This window comes from Bacteroides sp. AM54-2NS, assembly GCF_003602935.1.
Taxonomy (GTDB): Bacteria; Bacteroidota; Bacteroidia; order Bacteroidales; family Bacteroidaceae; genus Bacteroides; species Bacteroides xylanisolvens.
Genome location: NZ_QTMZ01000003.1, coordinates 221,061 through 247,441 on the forward strand (window position 1 = coordinate 221,061; position 26,381 = coordinate 247,441).

At 40.7% G+C, this 26,381-nt stretch carries 12 protein-coding genes and 3 pseudogenes; 9 read left to right on the forward strand and 6 right to left on the reverse strand.

All coding sequences use genetic code 11. The annotated features are described in order from the left end of the window. Nucleotides 1-83: 83 nt before the first annotated feature. Nucleotides 84-4,114 (reverse strand): annotated as a pseudogene (locus tag DXA05_RS03390) (response regulator). Between the two features lie 379 nt (nucleotides 4,115-4,493). Here DXA05_RS03390 and DXA05_RS03395 point away from each other — a divergent pair. The 7 genes and pseudogenes from DXA05_RS03395 (at nucleotide 4,494) to pelA (ending at nucleotide 14,029) form a co-directional block, all read left to right on the forward strand. Further along, nucleotides 4,494-5,405: an EamA family transporter gene (locus tag DXA05_RS03395; protein WP_004299199.1), complete on the forward strand. Its 912-nt coding sequence runs from the start codon at nucleotides 4,494-4,496 to the stop codon at nucleotides 5,403-5,405. A 51-nt stretch (nucleotides 5,406-5,456) separates the two neighbouring features. Continuing rightward, entirely contained in the window at nucleotides 5,457-6,017 is a 561-nt protein-coding gene (gene frr, locus DXA05_RS03400; protein WP_004299198.1) for a ribosome recycling factor, read from the forward strand. Nucleotides 6,018-6,123: 106 nt separating this feature from the next. Then, nucleotides 6,124-7,056, forward strand: coding sequence for a ribosome small subunit-dependent GTPase A (gene rsgA, locus DXA05_RS03405; RefSeq protein ID WP_004299197.1), 933 nt, complete (start codon nucleotides 6,124-6,126; stop codon nucleotides 7,054-7,056). A gap of 216 nt (nucleotides 7,057-7,272) precedes the next feature. Further along, nucleotides 7,273-8,243, forward strand: a pseudogene (locus DXA05_RS03410) (efflux RND transporter periplasmic adaptor subunit). 171 nt (nucleotides 8,244-8,414) lie between these two features. After that, nucleotides 8,415-11,521, forward strand: a pseudogene (locus tag DXA05_RS03415) (efflux RND transporter permease subunit). Continuing rightward, nucleotides 11,442-12,785: a TolC family protein gene (locus DXA05_RS03420; protein ID WP_004326258.1), complete on the forward strand. Its 1,344-nt coding sequence runs from the start codon at nucleotides 11,442-11,444 to the stop codon at nucleotides 12,783-12,785. The pseudogene DXA05_RS03415 and the gene DXA05_RS03420 overlap by 80 nt, the downstream one beginning before the upstream one ends. Nucleotides 12,786-12,934: 149 nt before the next feature. Continuing rightward, nucleotides 12,935-14,029 (forward strand): pectate lyase, encoded by a 1,095-nt coding sequence (pelA, locus tag DXA05_RS03425; RefSeq protein WP_115484739.1) that lies wholly within the window; start codon nucleotides 12,935-12,937, stop codon nucleotides 14,027-14,029. A 158-nt stretch (nucleotides 14,030-14,187) separates the two neighbouring features. On the opposite strand, the gene DXA05_RS03430 is transcribed toward pelA, so the two are convergent. Beyond that, nucleotides 14,188-15,825, reverse strand: a complete 1,638-nt coding sequence (locus tag DXA05_RS03430) for a fumarate hydratase (RefSeq protein WP_004299191.1) — start codon at nucleotides 15,823-15,825, stop codon at nucleotides 14,188-14,190. Between the two features lie 34 nt (nucleotides 15,826-15,859). Here DXA05_RS03430 and DXA05_RS03435 point away from each other — a divergent pair, with 34 nt between their 5' ends. Then, nucleotides 15,860-16,120: a hypothetical protein gene (locus DXA05_RS03435; RefSeq protein WP_225449858.1), complete on the forward strand. Its 261-nt coding sequence runs from the start codon at nucleotides 15,860-15,862 to the stop codon at nucleotides 16,118-16,120. On the opposite strand, the gene DXA05_RS03440 is transcribed toward DXA05_RS03435, so the two are convergent. The 4 genes from DXA05_RS03440 to DXA05_RS03455 form a co-directional block, all read right to left on the reverse strand. After that, entirely contained in the window at nucleotides 16,092-18,083 is a 1,992-nt protein-coding gene (locus tag DXA05_RS03440; RefSeq protein ID WP_008777231.1) for a DUF4954 family protein, read from the reverse strand. The genes DXA05_RS03435 and DXA05_RS03440 overlap by 29 nt on opposite strands. 92 nt (nucleotides 18,084-18,175) lie before the next feature. Beyond that, complete coding sequence (gene hflX, locus DXA05_RS03445) at nucleotides 18,176-19,435, reverse strand: GTPase HflX (protein WP_004299188.1); 1,260 nt, start codon at nucleotides 19,433-19,435, stop codon at nucleotides 18,176-18,178. Between the two features lie 102 nt (nucleotides 19,436-19,537). Continuing rightward, nucleotides 19,538-20,998 carry a SusD/RagB family nutrient-binding outer membrane lipoprotein gene (locus DXA05_RS03450; protein WP_004299187.1) on the reverse strand — a complete coding sequence of 487 codons (1,461 nt, stop codon included), beginning with the start codon at nucleotides 20,996-20,998 and terminating at the stop codon, nucleotides 19,538-19,540. 13 nt (nucleotides 20,999-21,011) lie between these two features. Further along, the gene (locus tag DXA05_RS03455; RefSeq protein ID WP_004299186.1) at nucleotides 21,012-24,128 is read right to left on the reverse strand and encodes a SusC/RagA family TonB-linked outer membrane protein; all 3,117 of its coding nucleotides are present in this window, start codon (nucleotides 24,126-24,128) and stop codon (nucleotides 21,012-21,014) included. A 449-nt stretch (nucleotides 24,129-24,577) separates the two neighbouring features. Between DXA05_RS03455 and DXA05_RS03460 the strand changes: the two genes are divergently transcribed. After that, nucleotides 24,578-25,750, forward strand: a complete 1,173-nt coding sequence (locus DXA05_RS03460) for a site-specific integrase (RefSeq protein WP_004326266.1) — start codon at nucleotides 24,578-24,580, stop codon at nucleotides 25,748-25,750. The last annotated feature ends 631 nt before the right edge of the window (nucleotides 25,751-26,381 follow it).

Consider the following 26,381-nt stretch of genomic DNA (forward strand, 5'->3'; position numbering starts at 1 on the left):
TGATTTCGAATAATAGAATCGTCCGTATAAAAGTTCAAATAGTACAATTCTCACCAGGAGACAAATACATAAGACGCTATATATTAAGCGTTTGTGTATTTCCTCCGGTAAGCAGCCGGAGTAATATCATAAGCATTCTTAAAACATCGGATAAAATAACTTGGATTAGAAAAACCGTAATCAAATGCTATATCAGCAATCAGGGCATTGGGATCATTGATTAATTTTTCTGTTGCCTTTTTCAGTCTCAAAGATAAAATAAAGTCATTCGGGGTCTGTCCGGTCAATGCTTTCAGTTTGGTGAAAAGCAAAGTTCTGCTCATGCACATCTCACGTGCAAAAGTGGCTACGTCAAAGTCTGCGTTATCAATATAAGATTCCACAATCGCGGTAGCATCCATCAGCATCTTTTTATCGATCGGATTAAACGGAAGGTCTTCCACTTTAGGTTCATCATTCCGGGCAAACCGCTGCTGGAGCAGTTTACGAGTCTGGATGATATTGTTGCAACGGGCCACCAATATCTTGATATTGAAAGGTTTGGAGATATAATCATCCGCTCCCGTCTGCAAGCCCTCTAAGGTATGTTCTTCCCGGTTGCGGGCAGTCAGCAATACCACAGGAATATGGCTGGTCTGCAAATTGCTTTTCAACTTCTCGCACATCTCCAGGCCGGACATAACAGGCATCATAATATCACTCACAATCATCTGTGGTTGTAGTGAAGAAGCCTGCTCCAATCCTTCCTGCCCGTCGGCAGCCGTATATACATCATATATTTGTTCAAAAATCTGTGCCAACACCTTACGCATCTCCGGGTTATCCTCCACAATCAGTATTTTCACCGTTTTATCCGGCTTCACCATTTCCGAGATTTCTTGAGGCTCTATTACATAATGTCCGGCAACGCGTTCATCTGCAGAGGAAGATGCTTCCACATTCACATTTGCATCCCGGTGAAGAGTAACGATAAAAGACGTTATTCCATTCGGCTCACTTTCCACTCCGATAGTTCCCTGATGCAATTCCACAATTCCTTTCGCCATTGCCAACCCGATACCCGATCCTTTGACTGTCTGTGTAGTTGTTGCCGAGTCATCCTGCCAAAACCGTTCAAATACATGTTTGATCTTGGACTTTTCGATACCGACACCTAGATTATTGACTGAAATCACAATGTCATTCTCTCCTTCCGCTACCAATTCTACAGAAATCCAGTCACCGGGCTTCGTATATTTAAAAGCATTGGACAATAGATTATAGAATACTTTCTCTATCTGCGTCTTGTCAATATACAAATCCGCTTCTTTGAAAGTGGAAGAAAAGCGGAGATCGATCTTATTCAGCTGCGCATAACTATAGAAAGAACAACAAATCTCCTCTATCACCGCAACAATATTCTCTTTGGAAATTTTCAATTTCAGATATCCCTGATCCTGCTTACGGATATCAATCACTTCATCCACCAGATTATTCATCCGGCGGGAGTTCTTATAAATCTCCAAAATTTTATTATACACCTCGGGGATCATGTCTTTATGCATCAGGAGCATCTCAAGCTGACTGGATATAAGCGTTAACGGAGTACGGAACTCATGCGATACATTGGTAAAGAAACGTAGTTTGGACTGATTCACATTTTCGATATACTCTTTTTCCCGTTTCTCGGCCAATAGAGAATGTTGCAAGGTTTTCCGTATCCAGAACATACGGATAATATAACCTGCAATAAGGATACCTGCCAATATCATCAGCAAAATAAACCATGCTCGTTGATAAACGGGCGCCTCCACTATCAGCTCAAAACTGGCAGAAGGTGCTTCCTGGTCGTGAATGCGCAACTGGTCGCCACGAACATGAAAAGTATAACGCCCCGGATGAAGATTGGTATAAGTAACCATCGTATTATCTCCCGCCTCATATATTCGTTATCAAATCCTTCAAGTTTATATTCCAGACCGATATTGGAAATATTATTCAGGGTATTGCTCGCTATCTCAAAAGTGACGGAAGAATACCTGGGCGGCAATACTAATTGATGTTCATACAATACCGTTTCCTTGATAAGTCCCAACGAATCAAGTGGTTGTATTTCCGTATTATCCACAAGCACTCGTTTTACGAACACATTATAATCCACAGACTGCTTGTTCAGTTTCTCCTGGGCTATGGAAACGATACCTGCTAGTCCACAGACATAAATATCGTGGTCGGACGTAATGTACAGCCCTCCGTCATTCACGTTATTCAAGGGAAAATCACTCTGCCTGTTATAGTTCTCGAATGTGGTAGTGGCTAGATTGAATTTAGAGAAACCGCCATTCGTTGCCACATAAATGGAACCGTCCAGCGGACTCTCTACCAATCCGGTGATAAATCCATTCTCCAATCCCTGCTTCGCTCCGTATCCTACAAAGGTGTCTTTCTTCTTATCGAATAGATAAATTCCCGATCCCGTCGATCCCAGCCATATACGTCCTTTTCTATCACATAGAATATGATTAATGTGATGCTGTGCCGTGCTCTGCGCTATTTGGGAGAAAGGATAACTACGGGAAGTACCCGCTTTCAAATTGACCCGTATCAAATCAAAAGAAGTGGTCAGCCATAAATCCCCTTCTTTATCAAACGTCATATCCCAAACCTGCGACAAATGTCTGGAAGCTAAAGAAGGATGTTCGAAATGATGCAACCGGAGATGTTTTTTATCCAATACAAGCAGCCCACCCTTGGCTGCTATCAATAAGGAATCATGACCGGCAAACTCTATCATTTTTACCAGATTATAGGCCCTGTCGACTGTTTTTCCTTCCGGAGTATCGATATTTTCCGTAATAGATTCTATATGTCCGGTCGACAGGTTAATCCGATTGATGCCCTGATAAAGCGAAGCTACCCAAAGATAATCCGGTTCTTTCTCATAATACAAAGACTTCACAATCTTAAAAGACAGCTCTTGAGCATATAAATGTTTAAGCGGAAAAAAGCGTTTGGCATATTTATCATAGTAGTTCAATCCACTTCCTTCACTTGCAAACCAGATCCGCCCGGAACAGTCTTCGGCAATGGAACTGATGATATAGGAATTCAAATGCCCGCCAACAGCCGTAGACGAACGGTAAAAGTGATAAGCATCATTCGCTACATTATAATATTGTATTCCCTGATAGAAAGTGCCCAGCCATAAAGTTCCCGAAGTGTCGTAATGCATCGAAATGATGGAACGTATATCGGCTGCCTCCACATTCAAGTCATATTCATAATCCGTAAACTCTCCGGTAGAGAGATTTAAAGTCTGCAAACCGGCGTAAGTTCCGATATACAGAAGACTATCATTGGCTTGTGTCACATGACGCACATTATCATGGTTGATTGTATTATCAGCCACTTTATTATATCTGTAATGAGTAAGCTCCCCATTTGCCTCCAACCGGGTAAGTCCCCGATTTCTGGTAGCTATCCAGATGCTCCCGTCTCTGTCTTTCGTAATCGAATTAACAGCCCCCACATCAATATGACGGGTGATATGAGCAGCCTGATCGATACAGTAAATACCCTTGGAAGAAGTACCCACCACCACGGTTTGATTCTGACGAACCATTAGACTGTTCATCAATATATCCTCTCCGTCCGAAGGGAATGAAAAGAATAACTCGGGCACTTGGTTGAGATCACGATAACGGTAGATTTCTTTTCCGGTAGCTATCCACAATGCGTCGTGCGCATAGCAGATTCCTGCAACTTCTCCTTCACGCAACACCTTAAAGCGGTTCAAACGCATGTCATAAAGAGTCACACTCTGCAAACTACGGATAAAAAGCAATCCTTCCTTGTTTCCGCAAACCTGCCGGATATTATTTATATTGATTGAATAGGGATTGGCGTTATCCGGTTTGAAGACTTCAAATTTACGACCGTCAAAGCGGTTCAGTCCGTCTTGAGTACCAATCCATAAAAATCCGAATTCATCCTGATAGAAACAATTGACCGTTTGATGCGAAAGTCCTTGCCTCACGTCTTTAAAACGCATATTGATATCCTTTGTCACATTTGCCATGCAACAAAGTCCCGATATAAACAGGCAATAAATAACAAGAAAGTTAGCTTTGGTCATCTGTGTTTTTCGATAATTCGGATACAATATTCGGGAAAATCCAAGATATATGCAAGTGTTTATGCAAAAACCTGATTGACTATTGCCTGTTAATTATTCCTCAGACTGCGTATAACTAATCTCCCGATCGAATAAAATTAGTCGTCTGACAGTTGATTCTTTTTCGTCTGACAGTTGTCAGACGAAAGTTCAACAGTAGTCAGACGCAAGTTTAACAACTGTCAGACGATTAATTTTATGCATAAACAAGATTAGTATCCTCTTCACTAAGAAATAGTTTTTAGCATACGAAAGATTAAATTATACTACCAACCGCCTAAACGCTTGTTTATCATTGGTGAACTGCGTACTTTTGCACGCCATTAAAAAAAGCAAAACAATGACTAACAAAACCAAAGGTTTTATCTATGGAGCGATTGCCGCTGCGAGCTACGGTATGAATCCTCTTTTTGCACTTCCGCTCTATGCAGCCGGAATGAGTGTCGATACCGTTTTATTCTACCGGTACTTCTTTGCGACAATCGTATTGGGTATTCTGATGAAAATGCAGCATCAGTCTTTTGCACTTCATAAGGCAGACGTTTTGCCCTTAGTCATTATGGGATTGTTATTCTCTTTTTCATCACTGCTTTTGTTTATGAGCTATAATTATATGGATGCCGGAATTGCTTCAACGATTCTGTTTGTTTATCCGGTGATGGTAGCTGTCATTATGGGAATATTCTTCAAGGAAAAGATTTCCGCCATTACCGTTTTCTCCATCCTGCTGGCACTTTCAGGCATTGCCTTGCTTTATCAGGGAGACGGCAACAAACCGCTATCGACTTTGGGAATTATCTTTGTTCTGTTGTCTTCTCTCTCTTATGCTATATATATAGTAGGTGTAAACCGTTCGACATTGAAAAACCTGCCGACCACGAAACTTACCTTCTATGCCATTTTGTTCGGACTATCGGTTTATATCGTCCGTTTAAATTTCTGTACGGAACTGCAAGTAATACCGTCTGCCTGGCTCTGGGCCGATGTATTATCACTCGCCATCCTGCCAACTGCCGTATCACTGGTCTGTACCGCACTGGCCATCCATTATATAGGCTCTACACCAACGGCAATATTGGGTGCTTTGGAACCGGTGACAGCTTTATTCTTCGGTGTTCTCCTGTTTCACGAAAAACTGACTCCCCGCTTAATGATGGGTATTTTAATGATTATCACCGCCGTTACCCTGATTATCATTGGCAAGTCACTCATAAAAAAGATGGGTATGCTGTTGCAGATGAACAAAAAATAATATACTTTTGCTACTTAATCAATCAAAATGCAATTTTAAATCTCAAAAAATATGGTAGACGTAAAGACTTGCCTTGACAATGCACAAGAAAAGATGGATATGGCCATCATGTATCTGGAAGAAGCACTGGCACATATCCGCGCCGGAAAAGCGAGTGCACGCTTATTAGATGGTATCCGCGTAGATTCTTACGGAAGTATGGTACCTATCAGCAATGTAGCAGCAATTACTACTCCGGACGCCCGCAGTATCGTAATCAAGCCTTGGGATAAAAGCATGTTCCGTGTCATCGAAAAAGCAATCATCGACTCTGACCTCGGTATCATGCCCGAAAACAATGGAGAAATGATCCGTATCGGCATCCCTCCCCTGACGGAAGAACGTCGTAAACAACTGGCAAAACAGTGTAAAGGAGAAGGCGAAACGGCTAAAGTAAGCGTACGCAACGCGCGTCGTGACGGCATCGACGCACTGAAAAAGGCCGTAAAAGACGGATTGGCAGAAGACGAGCAGAAGAATGCGGAAGCCAAACTGCAAAAAATCCATGATAAGTATATCAAACAAATCGATGATATGCTGGCTGAAAAGGATAAAGAAATTATGACCGTCTAAAAAATAATGAAGAATTAAGAATGAAGAATGAGGAATTATAATGCTGTATTATTCAGTTGAAACACAGCCTGAATTCTTCATTCTTCATTTTTAATTTATAATTTATATGAAAGGATTAGTAATCAAAAACACGGGTAGTTGGTATCAGGTGAAAACCGATGACGGACAATCTATTGAATGTAAAATCAAAGGGAATTTCCGGTTGAAGGGGATTCGCAGTACTAATCCTGTTGCAGTGGGTGATCGTGTCCGGATTATACTTAATCAGGAAGGCACTGCTTTTATCAGTGAAATAGAAGATAGAAAGAACTACATCATCCGCCGCTCGTCCAATCTTTCCAAACAATCTCATATCCTTGCTGCCAATCTCGACCAGTGTATGCTGGTGGTAACCATCAATTATCCGGAAACTTCCACTATTTTTATTGATCGCTTTCTTGCATCCGCAGAGGCCTATCGCGTCCCTGTAAAACTGGTATTTAATAAGGTAGATGCTTACGACGAAGATGAACTCCGCTATCTGGACGCACTTATCAACTTATACACACAAATCGGCTACCCTTGCTTCAAAGTTTCCGCAAAGAGCGGCACTGGAGTGGCTGAAATCAAAAAAGCACTGGAAGGCAAGATTACTTTATTTTCCGGACATTCGGGAGTCGGCAAATCGACTCTTATCAATTCCATACTGCCGGGCATAGCAGCCAAGACCGGCGAAATTTCTTCTTACCACAACAAAGGAATGCATACTACTACTTTCTCCGAAATGTTCCCTGTGGAAGGAGATGGCTATATCATCGATACTCCGGGTATCAAGGGCTTCGGCACATTCGATATGGAAGAAGAAGAGATCGGACATTATTTTCCCGAAATATTCAAAACCTCCGCCGACTGCAAATATGGCAACTGTACACATCGTCATGAACCGGGATGTGCCGTACGCAAAGCAGTGGAAGAGCACCTCATCAGCGAATCCCGTTATACCTCTTATCTCAATATGTTGGAAGATAAAGAGGAAGGAAAATATCGGGCTGCTTACTGATTAACTCTTTTTTACTCTTCCTTTCTTTAAACCTTTCCCATCAGGGGAAGTCTAATTTTTGAAGATGTACAATATAATTGCCATATACAATACTAAACCATGAATAAGAAGACTAAATGGGGCATCATTATTCTTGTTGGTGCCGGGATTATCGGTGGAGGAATCTACTCACAATTACCGAAAAAAAACGACGAACTAGCAGCCGCCGACAAAGTGATGGGCGGTAATAAAAAAAGAGGGAAACAAGTTTTAAATGTAAATGCCAAGGTCATAAAACCGCAATCTCTGACAGATGAATTCACCACTACCGGTGTACTTCTGCCCGATGAAGAAGTGGATTTGTCTTTCGAAACGTCGGGAAAGATTGTAGAAATCAACTTTGAAGAAGGAACAGCCGTAAAGAAAGGCCAATTACTAGCCAAAGTGAATGACAGACAGTTGCAGGCACAATTGCAAAGGTTGATTTCGCAATTGAAACTGGCAGAAGACCGTGTATTCCGCCAGGATGCTTTATTGAAACGGGATGCTGTCAGTAAAGAAGCCTACGAACAGGTGAAAACGGATTTAGCAACTCTGAATGCCGATATAGAAATTATCAAAGCTAATATTGAACTGACAGAGCTACGTGCTCCGTTTGACGGAGTGATCGGACTTCGCCAAGTCAGTATCGGTACGTATGCGTCTCCGACCACAGTCGTTGCCAAGCTGACAAAAATCGCTCCACTGAGGTTGAATTTTCCGTTCCGGAACGTTATGCCAAGCAAATCAAAAAGGGTACCAATCTCAATTTCAGCGTTGAAGGAACATTGGATGCTTTTGGCGCACAGGTATACGCTGTAGAATCTGCCATCGATCCGAATCTGCATCAATTTACCGCCCGTGCATTATACCCGAATGTCAATCGCACCCTACTTCCCGGCCGTTATGCCAGTGTACTGTTGAAAAAGGATGAAATACCTAATGCAATAGCCATCCCAACGGAAGCAATTGTGCCGGAAATGGGTAAAGATAAAGTCTATCTGTATAAATCAGGAAAGGCCGAACCGGTGGATATCATTACTGGTATCCGCACCGCATCTGAAGTGCAAGTGATTAGAGGATTGCACGTAGGAGACACAATCATCACTTCAGGAACATTGCAACTCCGTACCGGACTCGCCGTAACACTTGACAATATTGAAGAATGAGAATTTATGATTTATGAATTCTGATTTATGATTTATAAGCCAAATAATTTATGATTTATAAGTCAGCAAAATACAGCAAACATTCAGAAATCAGAAATCATAATTCAAAAATCAGAAATCTTCAATCCATAACTCAGAAATCATAATTCAGAAATCAGAAATCATAAATCAATGAACATCTCCGAATTAAGTATACGTCGCCCGGTATTAGCCACAGTATTAACGATTATTATCCTCCTTTTCGGATTCATCGGATACAACTATTTGGGTGTCCGCGAATATCCGTCGGTAGATAATCCGATTATTTCTGTCAGCTGCTCTTATCCGGGAGCTAATGCCGACGTTATCGAAAACCAGATAACTGAACCGTTGGAACAGAATATCAACGGTATTCCCGGTATCCGTTCTTTGTCCAGTGTGAGCCAGCAGGGGCAAAGCCGTATTACAGTAGAATTTGAATTGTCCGTCGATCTGGAAACAGCGGCCAACGACGTACGTGACAAGGTTTCACGTGCCCAACGTTATCTGCCTCGCGACTGTGACCCACCGACAGTTTCAAAAGCAGATGCCGATGCCATGCCTATCTTGATGGTTGCTCTTCAGAGTGACAAACGTTCTCTGTTGGAATTAAGTGAAATAGCGGATCTGACTGTGAAAGAACAATTACAGACTATTTCTGATGTAAGTAGTGTATCTATCTGGGGAGAGAAGCGTTACTCCATGCGCCTTTGGCTCGACCCGGTAAAGATGGCAGGTTACGGTATCACTCCCGTCGATGTTAAAAACGCTGTAGATAACGAAAATGTGGAACTTCCTTCAGGTAGTATCGAAGGAAATACCACCGAGTTGACGATCCGTACACTAGGATTGATGCATACCGCAGATGAATTCAATGACTTGATTGTCAAAGAAGAGAATAACCGTATTGTACGATTCAGTGATATCGGACGTGCTGAACTGGGGCCGGCTGATATTAAGAGTTATATGAAGATGAACGGCGTTCCTATGGTGGGTGTCGTAGTCATTCCACAGCCGGGAGCCAACCATATTGAGATTGCGGATGCGGTATACCAGCGTATGGAGCAGATGAAAAAGGACTTGCCGGAAGACGTACACTATAACTACGGTTTGATAATACCAAGTTTATCCGTGCGTCTATCAATGAGGTAAAGTCAACAGTGTATGAGGCTTTTGTACTCGTAATCATCATTATCTTCCTCTTCCTGCGTGCTGGCGCGTTACATTGGTGCCTTGTATCGTAATTCCTGTCTCCCTCATCGGTGCATTCTTCGTCATGTATCTGGCAGGATTCTCCATCAATGTGCTTTCCATGCTCGCCATCGTACTATCGGTGGGACTGGTGGTAGATGACGCCATCGTTATGACAGAGAATATCTACATCCGTATAGAGAAAGGAATGGCCCCGAAAGAAGCGGGAATAGAAGGAGCCAAAGAAATTTTCTTTGCCGTTATTTCCACCACTATTACGCTGGTAGCGGTATTCTTCCCTATCGTCTTTATGGATGGAATGACGGGACGATTATTCCGTGAGTTCAGTATCGTAATTTCGGGTTCGGTGATTATATCCTCATTTGCCGCATTGACTTTCACTCCGATGTTGGCAACGAAGTTACTCATTAAACGAGAAAAACAAAGTTGGTTCTATGCAAAAACAGAACCGTTCTTTGAAGGAATGAATCGGCTATACAGCCGTTCGCTTGCCGCTTTTCTTAGCAAACGCTGGATCGCTCTTCCATTTACTTTCATCACCATTTGCCTGATTGGTATTCTATGGAATGCAGTTCCTGCGGAAATGGCCCCACTTGAAGACCGTTCGCAAATCAGTATCAATACACGAGGAGCGGAAGGCGTCACCTATGAATATATCAGGGATTACACAGAAGACATCAATCAACTGGTAGACTCCATTCTGCCTGATGCAGAGGCTGTAACTGCCCGTGTATCCAGCGGTAGCGGAAACGTGCGCATCACGCTGAAGGATATGAATGAACGTAATTATACCCAGATGGATGTGGCAGAGAAAATATCAAAAGCGGTACAGAAGAAAACAATGGCGCGTTCATTCGTACAGCAGCAGTCTTCTTTCGGCGGACGTCGTGGAAGCATGCCTGTACAATATGTACTTCAGGCTACCAATTTGGAAAAGCTGGAAGAAGTGTTGCCCAAGTTTATGGCTAAAGTATATGAGAATCCTGTTTTCCAGATGGCGGACGTTGATTTGAAGTTCAGTAAACCGGAAGCTCGTATTCAGATCAACCGTGACAAGGCCAGTATTATGGGGGTAAGTACCAAAAACATTGCTCAAACGCTGCAATATGGATTGAGCGGTCAGCGTATGGGATATTTCTATATGAACGGTAAGCAATATGAGATTCTTGGTGAAATCAACCGCCAGCAACGAAACAAGCCGGCTGACTTGAAAGCAATTTACGTTCGTAGCAACAGTGGGGATATGATTCAGTTGGATAACTTGATTGAGTTGGAAAGCGGTATTGCTCCTCCAAAGTTATATCGCTATAACCGTTTTGTGTCAGCTACGATTTCTGCAGGATTGGCAGATGGAAAAACAATCGGGCAAGGTTTGGACGAGATGGATAAGATTGCCAAGGAAACACTGGACGATACTTTCCGCACCGCCCTGTCGGGAGACTCGAAAGAATATCGTGAAAGTTCTTCCAGTCTGATGTTCGCCTTTATCCTGGCCATTCTTCTGATTTACCTGATTCTGGCAGCCCAGTTTGAAAGTTTCAAAGATCCGCTGATTATCATGTTGACAGTACCACTGGCTATTGCCGGAGCTTTGGTCTTCATGTATTTCGGAGATATTACGATGAATATTTTCAGTCAGATCGGTATTATCATGCTGATCGGTCTGGTGGCGAAGAACGGTATCCTAATTGTAGAGTTTGCCAACCAGAAACAGGAAGCCGGAGAAGATAAGATGAGTGCGATTAAAGATGCTGCCCTGCAACGTCTCCGCCCGATTCTGATGACAAGTGCCTCTACGGTTTTGGGACTTATCCCGCTGGCATTTGCCACCGGAGAAGGTTGTAACCAGCGTATCGCCATGGGTACGGCAGTAGTGGGCGGTATGGTAGTATCCACCCTGCTTACGATGTATATTGTACCGGCTATTTACAGTTACATTTCGACTAACCGAATCAAAAAATTACAAGAATGAAACAGAAAGGAATTTGCATGAAACGCATCGCCTATATAACCATTGCATGTGCCTTCTTATCAGTCTCTTTTGCTAAGGCACAACAGATACGTACCCTGAAAGATTGCCTGGAGGAGGGATTACAAAACAATTATTCTCTACGCATCGTACATAATGAAGAGCAGATCAGCAAGAATAATGCAACGCTGGGGAATGCCGGATATCTGCCTACGCTGGACTTTTCTGCGGGATACACCGGAAATCTGGACAATATTGAAACGAAAGCCCGTGCTACCGGAGAAATTACAAAGAACACCGGAGTATACGATCAGACTGTCAATGTAGGACTCAATCTGAACTGGACCATCTTTGACGGATTCAATATCAGTACGACCTATAAACAACTGAAAGAATTGGAACGCCAAGGCGAAACCAATACTCGTATTGCCATTGAGGACTTTATAGCCGAGCTGACTTCCGAATATTACAACTATATTCAACAGAAGATACGTCTGGCCAACTTCCGCTATGCAATGTCTCTCTCCAAAGAACGCTTACGTATTGCAGAAGCAAGCCACCTGGTTGGTAAATTCTCGGGACTGGACTATCAGCAAGCAAAGGTGGACTTCAATGCAGACAGTGCCCAATACATCAAGCAACAGGAACTTCTGCACTCTTCACGTATCCAACTGAATGAGTTAATGGCCAATAACAACGTCAATCAGAATATCATTATCAAAGATTCTACAATTGATGTACACAGCGACCTGAAGTTTGAAGATTTATGGAATTCGACATTGAGCATTAATGCTTCTCTGTTAAAAGCCGACCAGAATACTACACTCGCACAACTGGACTATAAAAAAATAAATTCGCGCAACTATCCATACCTCAAACTAAATACCGGATATGGATATACCTTTAATAAGTATGACATCAATGCGAACAGCAGAAGAGGCGATTTAGGATTCAATGCCGGAATAACGGTAGGATTTAACATATTCGATGGTAATCGCCGCCGCGAGAAGAGAAATGCAAGTCTGGCTTTCAAGAATCGCCGCCTGGAACGACAAGACCTGGAATTGGCACTCCGGTCCGATCTTAGCAATTTATGGCAAGCCTATCGCAACAATCTTCAGTTGCTGAATCTGGAACGCCAGAATCTGATAACTGCCAAAGACAATCACGATATTGCCATGGATCGCTATATACAGGGAGACCTTTCCGGTTTTGAAGTACGTGAAGCACAAAAGAGCTTGTTAGATGCAGAGGAGCGGATTCTTTCTGCAGAATACAATACGAAGCTCTGCGAAATATCACTGTTACAGATTAGTGGCAACATAATGAAGTATCTGGAATAAGGAAGTAGTTTCCATTTATTTTTTATTGGGTTAATCTTCTTATCGGGAAGGTTAACCCAATTTTTACTCTATAAAAAACAGTTATTACATATCAGTATTTTTCTTTCTTCATACATTTGCATACTATAAAAACATTAAATAATAAAGCCATGAGAAAACCAGGTCTTTTCTTACTGCTACTTTTTATCCTGACAAACGCCTCAGCCCAAAAAGCAACAGACTACAGAAAACAACAAAATTACAAAGAATGGGTACACATCGCTCCTAAATTTGACGACGATTTCTTCAAGACGGAAGAAGCCCAACGCATTGGTGACAACGTGTTACTGTATCAGCAAATCACCGGAGGATGGCCAAAAAATATCTATATGCCGGCAGAACTGACAGAACAGGAATATAAAGCGGCACTAAAAGCCAAAGAGGATATCAACCAAAGCACAATCGACAACAACGCCACTACTACGGAAATTGAATATCTGGCACGGCTTTACCTGACCACTCAAAAAGCAAAATATAAAGAAGGAGTTCTGAACGGCATCCAATATCTACTCAAAGCGCAATATGAAAATGGTGGATGGCCTCAATTCTATCCACGCCCCAAAGGTTATTACGTACAAATTACCTACAATGACAACGCCATGGTAAGAGTGATGAATCAACTCCGGGGAATATATGAAAAGAAAGCTCCTTACACTTTTCTTCCTGATAACATCTGTGAACAAGCGCGTAATGCATTCAATAAGGGTATAGAGTGTATACTCAAAACACAAGTGCGCCAAAACGGAGAACTAACGGTATGGTGTGCGCAACACGACCGCGCCACCCTAGAACCATGCAAAGCACGCGCTTACGAACTTCCGTCATTAAGCGGACAAGAGTCAGACAACATTGTATTATTACTTATGTCACTCCCCGATCCATCTGCAGAAATTGTAAAATCGATAGAAGGAGCTATCAAATGGTTCCAAAAGTCTGAAATCAAAGGGCTACAGAAAGAATATTTCACTAACAGCGAAGGGAAAAAAGACTATCGCATGATTCCTTGTGAAGACTGCCCTACTCTCTGGGCCCGATTTTATGAACTGGAAACCAACCGACCTTTCTTCTGTGACCGTGACGGTATTAAAAAATATGATATCTCGGAAATAGGACACGAACGCCGGAATGGTTATAGCTGGTATAACAAAGATGGAAGCAAGGTGCTGAAAAGATACGAGAAATGGAAGAAAGAACAGAATAAATAACATAAATAATCAAAGACTGATATTTACCCTGCAAAAGCAAATATCCTGAAAGTCCTTAAAATAAGAAATCCCCTCGCTACATGATTGTAATGAGGGGATTTTTAATTAAAGGCTTTTACAGCCTCTTTTCAAGGCCTTATATAAACGGAGTAAACCGATTATTTAGTGCAATTCCACGGTTTCAACTGCTTGAAGAAGTCGTTACCCTTATCATCTACCAGAATAAATGCAGGGAAGTTTTCCACTTCAATCTTCCAGATAGCTTCCATACCCAATTCCGGATATTCCACACACTCGATGCTCTTAATGTTATTCTGTGCTAGGATAGCTGCCGGACCTCCGATAGAACCAAGATAGAAACCACCATATTTCTTACAAGCATCTGTCACTTGCTGGCTACGGTTACCTTTTGCCAACATGACCATGCTGCCGCCATGACTTTGGAACAGTTCTACATAAGAGTCCATACGTCCTGCTGTAGTAGGACCCATAGAACCACAAGCCATGCCTTCCGGAGTTTTTGCCGGACCTGCATAATAAATAGGATGATCCTTAATATATTGTGGCAAGTCTTCGCCGCGATCCAAACGTTCTTTCAGTTTAGCATGGGCGATGTCACGACCTACGATGATCGTTCCGTTCAATGACAGACGAGTAGCTACCGGATATTTAGTCAGCTCTTTCAGGATTTCAGGCATCGGACGGTTCAGGTCGATCTTTACAACATCACCTTCACCTGCTTGACGCAGTTCTACAGGAATAAGTTCGCCCGGATTTGAATCCAGTTTCTCAATCCAGATACCTTCCTTATTGATTTTACATTTGATGTTACGGTCGGCAGAGCAAGATACTCCCAAGCCTACCGGACAAGAAGCACCGTGACGAGGCAAACGGATGATACGTACGTCATGAGCAAGATATTTACCTCCGAATTGCGCGCCCAATCCAATTTTGTGAGCTTCTGCCAAAACTTCTTTTTCCAGTTCGATGTCGCGGAATGCACGGCCATATTCGTTTCCGGTAGTCGGCAAGTTATCATAGAAATGAGTAGAAGCCAGCTTCACTGTCAATAAGTTCTTTTCAGCAGAAGTTCCACCGATCACGAAAGCGATATGATAAGGAGGGCAAGCGGCTGTTCCCAATGTTTTCATTTTTTCAACCAGGAATGGAACCAGTGTACCAGGATTCAGGATCGCTTTTGTTTCCTGATACAAATATGTCTTGTTGGCAGAACCACCACCTTTTGTTACGCAAAGGAATTCGTATTCCATACCTTCGGTAGCTTCGATGTCAATCTGTGCAGGGAGGTTACATTTTGTATTTACCTCATCATACATATTCAAAGGCGCATTCTGTGAATAACGCAAGTTCTCTTCAGTGTATGTTTTATATACGCCCAGTGAAAGCGCTTCTTCATCAGAATATCCAGTCCATACCTGCTGTCCTTTTTCACCATGGATAATAGCAGTACCAGTGTCCTGACAGAAAGGAAGTACACCTTTTGAAGCAACTTCCGCGTTACGCAGGAAAGTCAATGCCACATACTTATCGTTTTCACTTGCTTCCGGATCACTCAGAATCTTAGCAACTTGTTCGTTGTGCGAACGACGAAGCATGAATGATACATCACGAAAAGCTGCATTAGCCATCGCAGTCAAACCTTCTTTCTCAATTTTCAGGATAGGATTTCCTTCAAACTCGCTTACTGATACATAGTCTTTTGTAAGCAGATAATACTCAGTTGTATCTTTTCCCTTTTCAAACATGGGCTGATACTTAAACGGAGGTGTTGCCATAAGTTTCTTATTTTATTACGTAATGTTAGTTAGTGTGGCAAAGGTAGTAATTAAGAATGAAGAATGGCGAATGATGAATGAAGAATTAAGAATGAATAACGGAGAAAAGCAGGAACAGCAAAAGACAATCATAAACAATAAACAACGAGCGGTAAACAAGCTATGCCATTCATTGACATCTGCCGTTCACCACTCACTATTTTATTTACAGTTTGCTATTTATCATATCCTGTTTATCATCCACAGTTCGCCATCTGCCACTCCTATTATGATTCGATTGCTTCAATCCGTTTGATTAACTCGTTTCCAAGAGCTGTTTTATCTTCAATATGTTTCAAGACGGCAGTCACAAAGGTATTACTTTCGAAATCACCGCGTACTTGCTCAAAATCCTGCTTCATTTCGTCGTGGGAGCCGTCAGCACCAAATCCGGTCATGGAAGACAACGAAAATTCTTTCTTGGCATCCTCATATACCATCTTATCCAATCCGACAACAGCTTGCTGCCACGCTTTCACAATACCGATGATATCTTGTGCCGTAATCGTTTCCGGATCTAAGCCATAGAATTCCTGAATCTTATGATAAGCCCATGTCCATTCATAGGTATAATAATTCTCGTGCATTTCCGCGAAACTTGCATTGATGGATTTCAAACGATTGACTGTTCCATTCTCAATACCATCCAACAATCGGTCGATTTCACTCTTGGGAGCAATCAGTCCGGAAACATCCACCCATTCGCCAAGTCCGATTTCCGTGTCAGGTTTCAGTCGCTGACGGATTTCTTCATTGGTCTGGAAATTAATACCCTCCAATCGTTTTATGATGGAGTTTCCCAAGAACTTGTGAATGGCGATTTCATAAAAACGAATTCCGTTATTCAGAGAAGAGTTCTTGATTTTAGCACTCTGGTAGGAGTAGATCTCTGAAGTTTCACCGGATACACGTTTCAATTCTTTCAAAATGGAACGTCCTTTAAACATCTTCTGAATGGTATAAGGACTCAGCAGGTTATAATTGATATAATCCAGCCGGTTCGGATCTTTTCGCTTATCACGCTTTGGCCATTTCTGTGCGTCACGGATAGTACCTACACTTCTCAAATTAACTCCCGGAACCAGATAAGTGGTATTCCGCTGCTCTATCAGGTAAGAGAAAGGAAGATTGGAAGTATCGGCATGATTAACATGACGTCCCATTACCAAAGAGAAAGCCCCGACACGTGCCGGCCACAGGATATATGAATCGGAAGTGGTCTTCGCTCCTCTCTCCATCGTTCCCTGATGGATAGGACCTAACTTATACATGTGATTACTCTGATTGGACCCCGAACCCGCATTCATAAACGAGAACATACCGGCAATCAATAAAGTAGATTTATGGTGTGTCACAGTGAAAGGACCTGCAAAAATAGCACATGCCTCACCGTTCTCTCCCTGACAATTACTGAAGAATAAAGAATCGGAAGCGGAATAATTGTGTCCCAGTTTACAGGATTGTCCGACGAAACAACGAGTCAACATCGTGCCGTCATCCACTTTAGAGCCGGAAGAGATGATAAAGTCATCACAGATTACACCATGTCCGATATGTACAGGTGCCGTCACATTACTATTGACGCTGCCATTGGATAAGCGGCAGGTCCCACAGATATGGCAGTAATCACCAATCCGGACATTCTTGATCGAGCCCGTATTGAGAATCATCACATGATTGCCAATACTGCCGACAGCAGAAGCATGTTTATTGGAATAATAATCCGCAATAGATTTCATACGGTTTATCAGCTCGGGACGATGGCGGTACAGTGCAAGAATATATGCCTGGTGCGCAGACAATTTATCGTTCATCAACACCTCACGGCCTCCTGTTTCATTCAAGACAGCCACTTCTACCCCATTACCAAAAGTGCTTAACCTATCCACTAAAATAATATCTACATTCTCAATGAAGGTGTCACTGCCAATCTCATAATTAGCAATATAGTTCTGTATATTCTCAATACAGCAGTTATCGCCCACCGACACATTGTGCAACGTCACATGACGTAATCCCGAATGTTTCTTGATTCCCCCCGGCAATGTAAATTCAGCTTCGAATACCCCCAGTTTTACTTCACCCGAGAAACGGGTATGATGGACGTACTCACAATTAAAACCCTCTGCCACTGATACATTTCCCCAATCATCGGCCAGACATGACTGGCTCTTCAACTGAAGTATCTCATCTTCAGTCAATCTACGATAGTCTTTCATCTTAATAATGTGTTAATGTGCCCATATGCCAATGTGCCAATTCTGATGCAGTATGCGCAACCAATTGGCACATCAGCACATTAGCATATTGATTATTCTTCCTCTTCTTCGTAGGTCTGATAAAGAAAATCGTTATAGGGATATTTCTGAACGTGTAATTCTTTCACTCGCTGATAAACTACATTTTTCAGTTCGTCTATATTGATTCGTTCGCGGGCGGAAATAAAGAGGCAGTTATCCTCCATTTTTGCCATCCACGTCTTCATCAGTTCTTCGAGTGTTAAGTTTTCCTTTGTTCGGGGGGTAAGGTCGTCCGGCGCTTTCTCCACGTAGGTGTAAGCGTCTATTTTATTAAATACAAGTATCATAGGTTTGCCACTGCCTCCAATCTCTGCCAGGGTCTTGTTCACCACCTCAATCTGTTCCTCAAATCCGGGGTGGGAAATATCGACTACGTGCACAAGCAAATCTGCTTCACGTACCTCATCCAGGGTAGATTTAAAAGATTCTACCAAGTCGGTAGGTAACTTGCGAATAAACCCTACTGTATCTGACAACAGGAACGGTAGATTATCGATAATCACTTTGCGCACAGTAGTGTCTAAAGTAGCGAACAGTTTGTTTTCCGCAAACACTTCACTCTTGGAGAGAAGATTCATCATGGTTGATTTTCCCACATTGGTATAACCAACCAGTGCAACACGTATCATGCGTCCGCGATTCTTGCGTTGGGTAGCTTTCTGCTTGTCAATCTCCGCCAGACGTTCTTTCAGCAATGACATACGGTTCAGGATGATACGGCGGTCCATCTCAAGCTGTGTTTCACCCGGACCACGAAGTCCCACGGAACCTTTGCCACCACCGGCACCGGAACCACCTCCCTGGCGTTCCAAGTGAGTCCAAAGCCGCTGCAAACGCGGCAACATATATTTATACTGTGCCAGTTCTACCTGTGTCTTCGCATTGGCTGTCTGCGCACGCATGGCAAATATATCAAGAATCAGTGAAGTACGGTCCAGTATCTTCACTTTCAGTTCAGCTTCAATATTACGAATCTGTTTCGCAGAAAGCTCATCATCAAAGATGACCATTCCTACTTCACGTTCTGCTTCCTCTTCGTCATGGATATATTGTCTGATTTCTTCCAACTTTCCTTTTCCAACATAAGTCACAGAGTTAGCCGTCGGCAACTTCTGTGTAAATCGTTTCACAACTTCCGCCCCAGCCGTCTCGGCAAGGAAAGCCAGTTCATCCAGATACTCGTTTGTTTTACGCTCATCCTGCGTCTGTGTGATGAGTCCTACAAGCACTGCTGTTTCTACTTTGGCTTCGGATATTACAAATTCTTTCATTCTTTACTTCTATTATATATAATAATGTGGGCGCAAATATAACAAAAAAAAAGAGGACAATGTTTTATTGTCCTCTTTTTCGTATCATTTATGGTAATTCAATTATAAATCAAACCATAGTTTTTCCCAGATTTTCGGAGATTCTTTCGGTGCATTAATATTAGCTGTCATTTCTTCAGGACTATATTCCCATCTTCTGATCAATTCTTTTGAAGTTGCATCTTCCGGGACTTGCAATGTCGGGACCTCGTTTCCGGCAGTACCAGATCGCCTCCATTGTACAAACTCCTCAAACGGACGATCCATCAAATCAATCCATTGCTGCATATGAATCTCATACAGAGCTTTTTCCTGGGTCATCGTTGTCAATTCCGGTAAACCTGTAACATATGTATCAATATCGGATTCCGCAACTCCATAAAAAGCACATGCTTCACGAATTCCTTTCAGGTACAGTTCATTAGCTTTCGACAGATTTTGAGCAACTCCTAATCCGCGCGCATAAGCTTCTGCTTCCAAAAGTAGCTGTTCTTGACAAGAATAAATCAATTCCGGAGCGTCTCTTCTGAAAAGGTAGTTGCTTACAACAGATGACAGTAGATTTTCTTCATCATCCGTCTTTGCAGCCTCTCTATTACCCAACCCCCGGTATACACCATCCGCACCCGGTTCAAAATAACAGGGAATACGGGGATCATTACGTTCTTGCATCGGTTTCAACATATAATTGCTGGCAAAGAACAATATTTGTGTCCCCCCAACCAATTCTATAAGTTCATATTTAGGGTTCTGGTTACCCGGATCTGTAGAGTAAGGAAATACCAAATTGTCCGCTGCTGATGCAACCATTCCTCCAGCCTGCAGCAACGTACCAATAGCAGCAGCCTTAGAAGGGTCTTTATCTACCATAACCATCAATGTTCTGAATTTTAAAGACTTTGCCAAAGTCATCCATTTGTTCATATCACCTTTGTAATAGATATCGTACTCATCAATTGCATTAGCATCATTCAGATCTATAAGCTGTAATGCCTCATCAAGTAATGACAAAACACCATTCAATACACTTTCCTGAGAATCAAATTTCGGATATTTAATTGTTCCGTTCCAGGATTCTGTGAAAGGAATATCTCCCCACAACATCGTTGCCTCATACATATGCTCAGCCAAAAGAATCTTACACTGCGCAATAGCATTGTGATTCACCGGTTCTGACTCTTCTGCATTTTTAATAGCTAACATCAAATTATTGCCACCTACAGAATAATAATGTTTCCAGACATTCCCTGTACTATAAGGAGAAATAGTATATACAGATTCATCCCAGCCACCGTAATCAAGTCCACCATCAACTTGACACTGCGAACTCATAGATAAAGGAATATAAAAGTCACCACCAGTGCGTGTTCCAGCCCAGTTTACAGCTACATAGTTAAACAAATACCCGGGATCAACTTTCTCGGCAGTATTGGGATCATGGTTAATATCGAGCCAATCGCTACATGAAGTTAAACATGCCAAAGCGCTCAATGCGTATGTTAATATTTTCTTTTTCATTATCATATTCGTTTAAATCTTACAATGTTAATCTGACATTAAATCCAAAACTTCTGGTAGAAGGTATGCTGTTAAACTCTACACCACCCCCAATCTGAGAAGGACCGAAGAAGTTAGCTTCCGGATCAATATGTGGCACATGATCTTTAATAATCCATAAGTTACGTGCCTCAAAACCTAAATCCAATGATTTAACAAAAAAGCTCTTGAACCATTTGCGTGGGAAGCTATAAGACAACTGTACCTCTCTGAGTTTTACAAATGATGCATTATAGATATTCCCTTCATTATTACTAGAATTGGATATATGCTGCCAATAATCCTGCATACTTTTCACAGGAACATCATTAGGTCTATATGTTCCATCATCCTGAAGGATTACACCCGGCTCAATAAAGGAAGCATCTTCACGGTGAGCTATTGTTTCAGCAGCCAAACCGCTACTTCTTAAATTAGCTACAGTCTCTGAATACAAAGAACCTCCATGACGGATATCAATCAAGAAACTCAAGGTAACTCCCTTATAAGTAAATGTATTGTTGATTCCCATCGTAAAATCAGGATATACATCTCCTAAACGCACGTTATTAACAGTTTCTCTCAAACCTGTTTTAGAATTAATCACATAATTTCCTTGGTCATCACGTTTCCAACCCGTGCCATACAAGCCAAACGAATCTCCTTTAGCAGCCTTAATTTGTAAACCGCTCAGTCCACTCGTTAACGTATATTCATCAAGTCCTTCAGCTAACTCCTCCACTGTCTGCTTATTTGAAGCAAATGTTGCATCCAGGTCCCATTTAAAATCACGTGTTTCCACAGGAGTCAACCCCAAAGTTACTTCAACACCTTTATTGGCAATCTTCCCGGCATTAATATTATTGGCAAAGTAGCCTGTTGACAATGGGACATCAATACTTACAATCTGATTCTTTGTAATATTGCTATAATAAGTCATATCTAACCTAATTTTTCCACCGAAGAAACGCAAATCAGCTCCAACTTCAAAAGAACTTTGATTTTGCGGCTTCAAATTCTCATTTGGTAAGACACGAGGTCCCGTAAAGCCAACTAATCCCATATGGGGGAAAGTGTTAACATTACCCAGATATTGCAAAAAGTAAGTACTAGCGGGAGTATATTTAAATGCCAAATTGTACGGATCTTCATCACTACCCACATTAGCATAACTCAAACGAACCTTACCAAAATTCAGAATATCTTTGTTTTCCATCAACTCCGTAAAAATAAAACTACCACTTATGGAAGGATAGAAATAGGAACGATTATTGATCGGTAGAGTAGACGACCAGTCATTACGTCCTGTTACATTTACGAAAAGCATATCTTTGTATCCCAAACTAATATCTCCATATAAACCAACAAGACGTTTCTTTTCATAATAATTTACCGGAGTAGTAGACTTCGCATTAGTATATGTGTATAGCCCATCAACAACCAGATTCTGCGCCTGCACATTTTCATTCTTCCATTCCTCCTGATAGAGATTATGCCCCATCATTACCTTAAAATGATAGTCATTTGCAAAAGTCTTCTCGTAAGAAACCATTAAGTCATTATTTATAATTCTTTTATACAAATTCCAAGTCTGGAACTTTCCGTTCAAGGCTCCTACAGTACCTTTTGCATATACCTTACGCCTTCCTTCTGTGTAAAAATCTGTTCCGGCATTATTGGTGATAGTCAGTCCTTCAATCGGTTTATAAGTCAATGTGATATTACCAATCATACGATCTAAATTATTGGTAAACTTATTCTTATTAATAATCCAATATGGATTATTACTTTTACCTTCCGGATCTAATGTGATTTGCTTTCCATTCTCATCCACCCAATTCTTTTGAATATCATGTATATCAATAGTTCTCGGCAATCCATTAATCAATGGAATCAGTAGGTTACTATCATTTGCACCTTGCGCTGGACGACCTTCAGAGTCGGAACGTATATATTGAGCAGAAATACGACCTGTGAAGTTCTTAGTAAAATTCATACCCGCATTGACAGAAAAAGCGTATTTATTATAGTCAGATCCAGGTACAACACCAGTCTGATTAGTAGAAGTAAAGCTCAAACGGAAGTCCGCCTTTTCACCACCCCCCGCAACTGATACATTATTAATATAACTCATTCCCGTTTCATAGAAATCCTTTACATTATCAGGATTTGCCTTCAAAGTCACTTTATCACCTTTGTAATCTGTAAACTGCTGATCTTGTACCGATGAGATCTTCGGTCCCCAACCATTCAACATTTTCACATTATATACACCATAACTGCCTTGTGCATATTCATTTTGAAAGTCAGGTAACTTTAGTACATTTTCAAATCGTGTAGAAGAGTTTACTGTTACAAACACCGGTGAGTTCTTCTTTCCCTTCTTAGTAGTAATAACGATAGCACCATCCTTTGCACGCGCTCCATACAATGCTGTTGCAGCTGCTCCCTTCAATACATTGATAGATTCAATATCATCTGAATTAATATCCCCTGCACGATTACCGACATCAACTATACCATTAGTTCTGTCAGGGTTATAGGAACCATTGTCAATTGGAAGCCCGTCAATAATAAATAAAGGAGAAGAAACGGTACCAATAGACGAAGCTCCACGAATCTGTATACTTGAACTACCACCTACCGTACCAGATGATTGGGCTATTTGCAGTCCCGCAATCTTACCAGACAATGAATTAAGTACATTACTTTCACGTGCTTTAGTTATTTCATCTCCCTTCACACTAGATACGGCATAACCTAGGGATTTTTCCGATCGCTTAATCCCCATAGCTGTCACTACAACCTCATCTAGATTTTGGGAATCAGACTTTAGCACAACTTTTAAAGTTGGTTTGATCACCACTTCTTGCGTCTGCATACCAATATACGAAATCTGCAAAGTCTTTGCAGAACTTGGTACATTCGACAAATTAAAATTACCATCTACATCTGTGATTGTACCCAGAGTGGTACCTTTTACCAACACAGAAGCGCCAACAACTGGCTGCCCGTCTTCTTCAGAAATCACAACGCCTGTGACCTTTTGAGTCTGGGCAGTTACTAGGCCTATGCCCACAAAAAGGCATGCCAATAACAGCATTAATTTTCTTTTCATAAATTCTCTCTTAAAGTTTAACTTTACATTATTTGTATCTTTACTCTAACAATTTGCAAATATATTAATAAAACTGAAACTAGCAATTATATTAATAAAAAAAGGTTGCAAATATAACATTTTGTTATTTTACAAGCTGTATTTATGCCGATAAGCATATTTTTTTCAACCAAAAGCTTTGATTGCTAAAACAGCAATTGACACTTTGCATAAGCAAAATGCCTCTTTTAATATTTCTTTTACTCGTTTTTAGTCATAAAACACCTTTAAAAGCCATTCTTTTTGCTTTTTTCGTGAAAAAGCGAATAAAAAAGTGGCATTTAATTTAAAGTTTTGTGAATACCAAGTGATTTGAAGATTTATTTTTTAGAGATATTAATGCTTATTCGCCTCTGATATAGCACAGAATTACGTCTAATTTGTTCTATTATTAATTAAAAAATGAAAGTATGGAAAAGATCAGTTACAACCTTGTGTTTAACAGAAAGAAGAGATTGAATAAAAGAGGAATGGCATTAGTTCAGGTAGAAGCCTATCTGAACAGGAAAAAGATGTATTTCTCCACCAAAATATATCTCAAACCGGAACAGTGGGATGCCAAACGAAAGATGGTGAAGAATCATCCTAATGCGAATGTTTTGAATCGTATGTTATATGAAAATATAGCAGCTATTGAGCAAACAGAACTTGGACTATGGCAACAGGGAAAGTCCATATCGTTAGATTTATTAAAAAATTCTATTGATAAACCTCTAAGCAATGGAAGGTCGTTTTTAACTTTTTTTAAAGAGGAGATAGCCAATTCTTCTTTGAAAGAAAGTACCCGTCAAAATCACCTTTCCACGCTTGAATTACTTCAGGAGTTCAAGAAAGAGGTATTATTTACTGATTTGACATTTGAGTTTGTGTCTTCATTTGATAATTACCTGCAATCTAAAGGTTATCACCTTAATACTATTGCTAAGCACATGAAGCATCTGAAACGATATATTAATGTTGCAATAAATAAGGAGTATATGGATATACAGAAGTATGCCTTTAGAAAATATAAAATTAAAAGTATAGAAGGAAGCCATACACACTTAGCTCCGGAAGAGTTACACAAATTTGAGAATTTGCAGCTGACTGGAAGATATACGAGACTGCAAAAAACAAAAGATGCTTTTTTATTTTGCTGTTATGCTGGATTACGATATTCTGATTTCACTAATCTGACCTCTGCAAATATTGTTGAGTTCCATCAGGAGACTTGGATAATATACAAATCTGTCAAAACAGGTATGGAGGTACGCCTTCCTTTATATTTATTATTTGAGGGTAAAGGAATCCAGATATTGCAACGCTATAAAGATGACCTCAATAGTTTTTTCAAGTTGAAAGACAATTCTAATATTAATAAGGAATTAAACATATTGGCAGGCTTGGCTAAAATTGATAAACGTGTATCGTTTCACACCGCCCGTCATACAAATGCTACCTTATTATTATATAATGGTGCCAATATAACTACTGTACAAAAACTGTTAGGACATAAAAGTGTAAAGACCACGCAGGTATATGCGAATATAATGGATATTACAGTGGTGCGTGATCTTGAGAAAACTGCCTCATCAAAAAAATAATAATAAGCACAAAAACTAAACGAAAGTGTTCTGTTTTTAAGACTTGGTTATAGAAATGGAAGGTATAATTTTCTCTAATAGAAGAAAGTGTGTATAATTAAATGAAAGAATATGCAATATAAGTTCCGAAAACGCATATATATAATCTAAAGATACATCATAATTACGAATATTATTACTCGTCCCATTTAAAGGAATAAAGCGTTCCTTTAAAAGGAACGAGTCATTGGTCGTAGAGAAGCCCTTGCTTTCTTTAAAAGGAAAGGATTAAAAGCTAATTTATAAACCTGACAGCCTCTAATAGCTATTAAAATCCGGTATTTGAGGTTCTTTCATTTTAGCGTCAGATAAATGATAAATACCTCTTTTTGCATAATTAGATGTAATTACACAATCTCTTTGATACAGAAAAAGCATATAACCATCCAATATGAATATTTATCAATCATATTCTCTGCGATTTTGGAGGATATTTGAATCTACCCCTGCATATTTTAAAATATACAGTAATAAAATAATGCATTTTTTTTCATCTGGAGTTTTTTCTTTTCTTAGATTATCGTTTGCTAATGAATATATTATTATAGTCAATAATTATTGGATATAATTTAGAACAAGAAACCATCTTCAA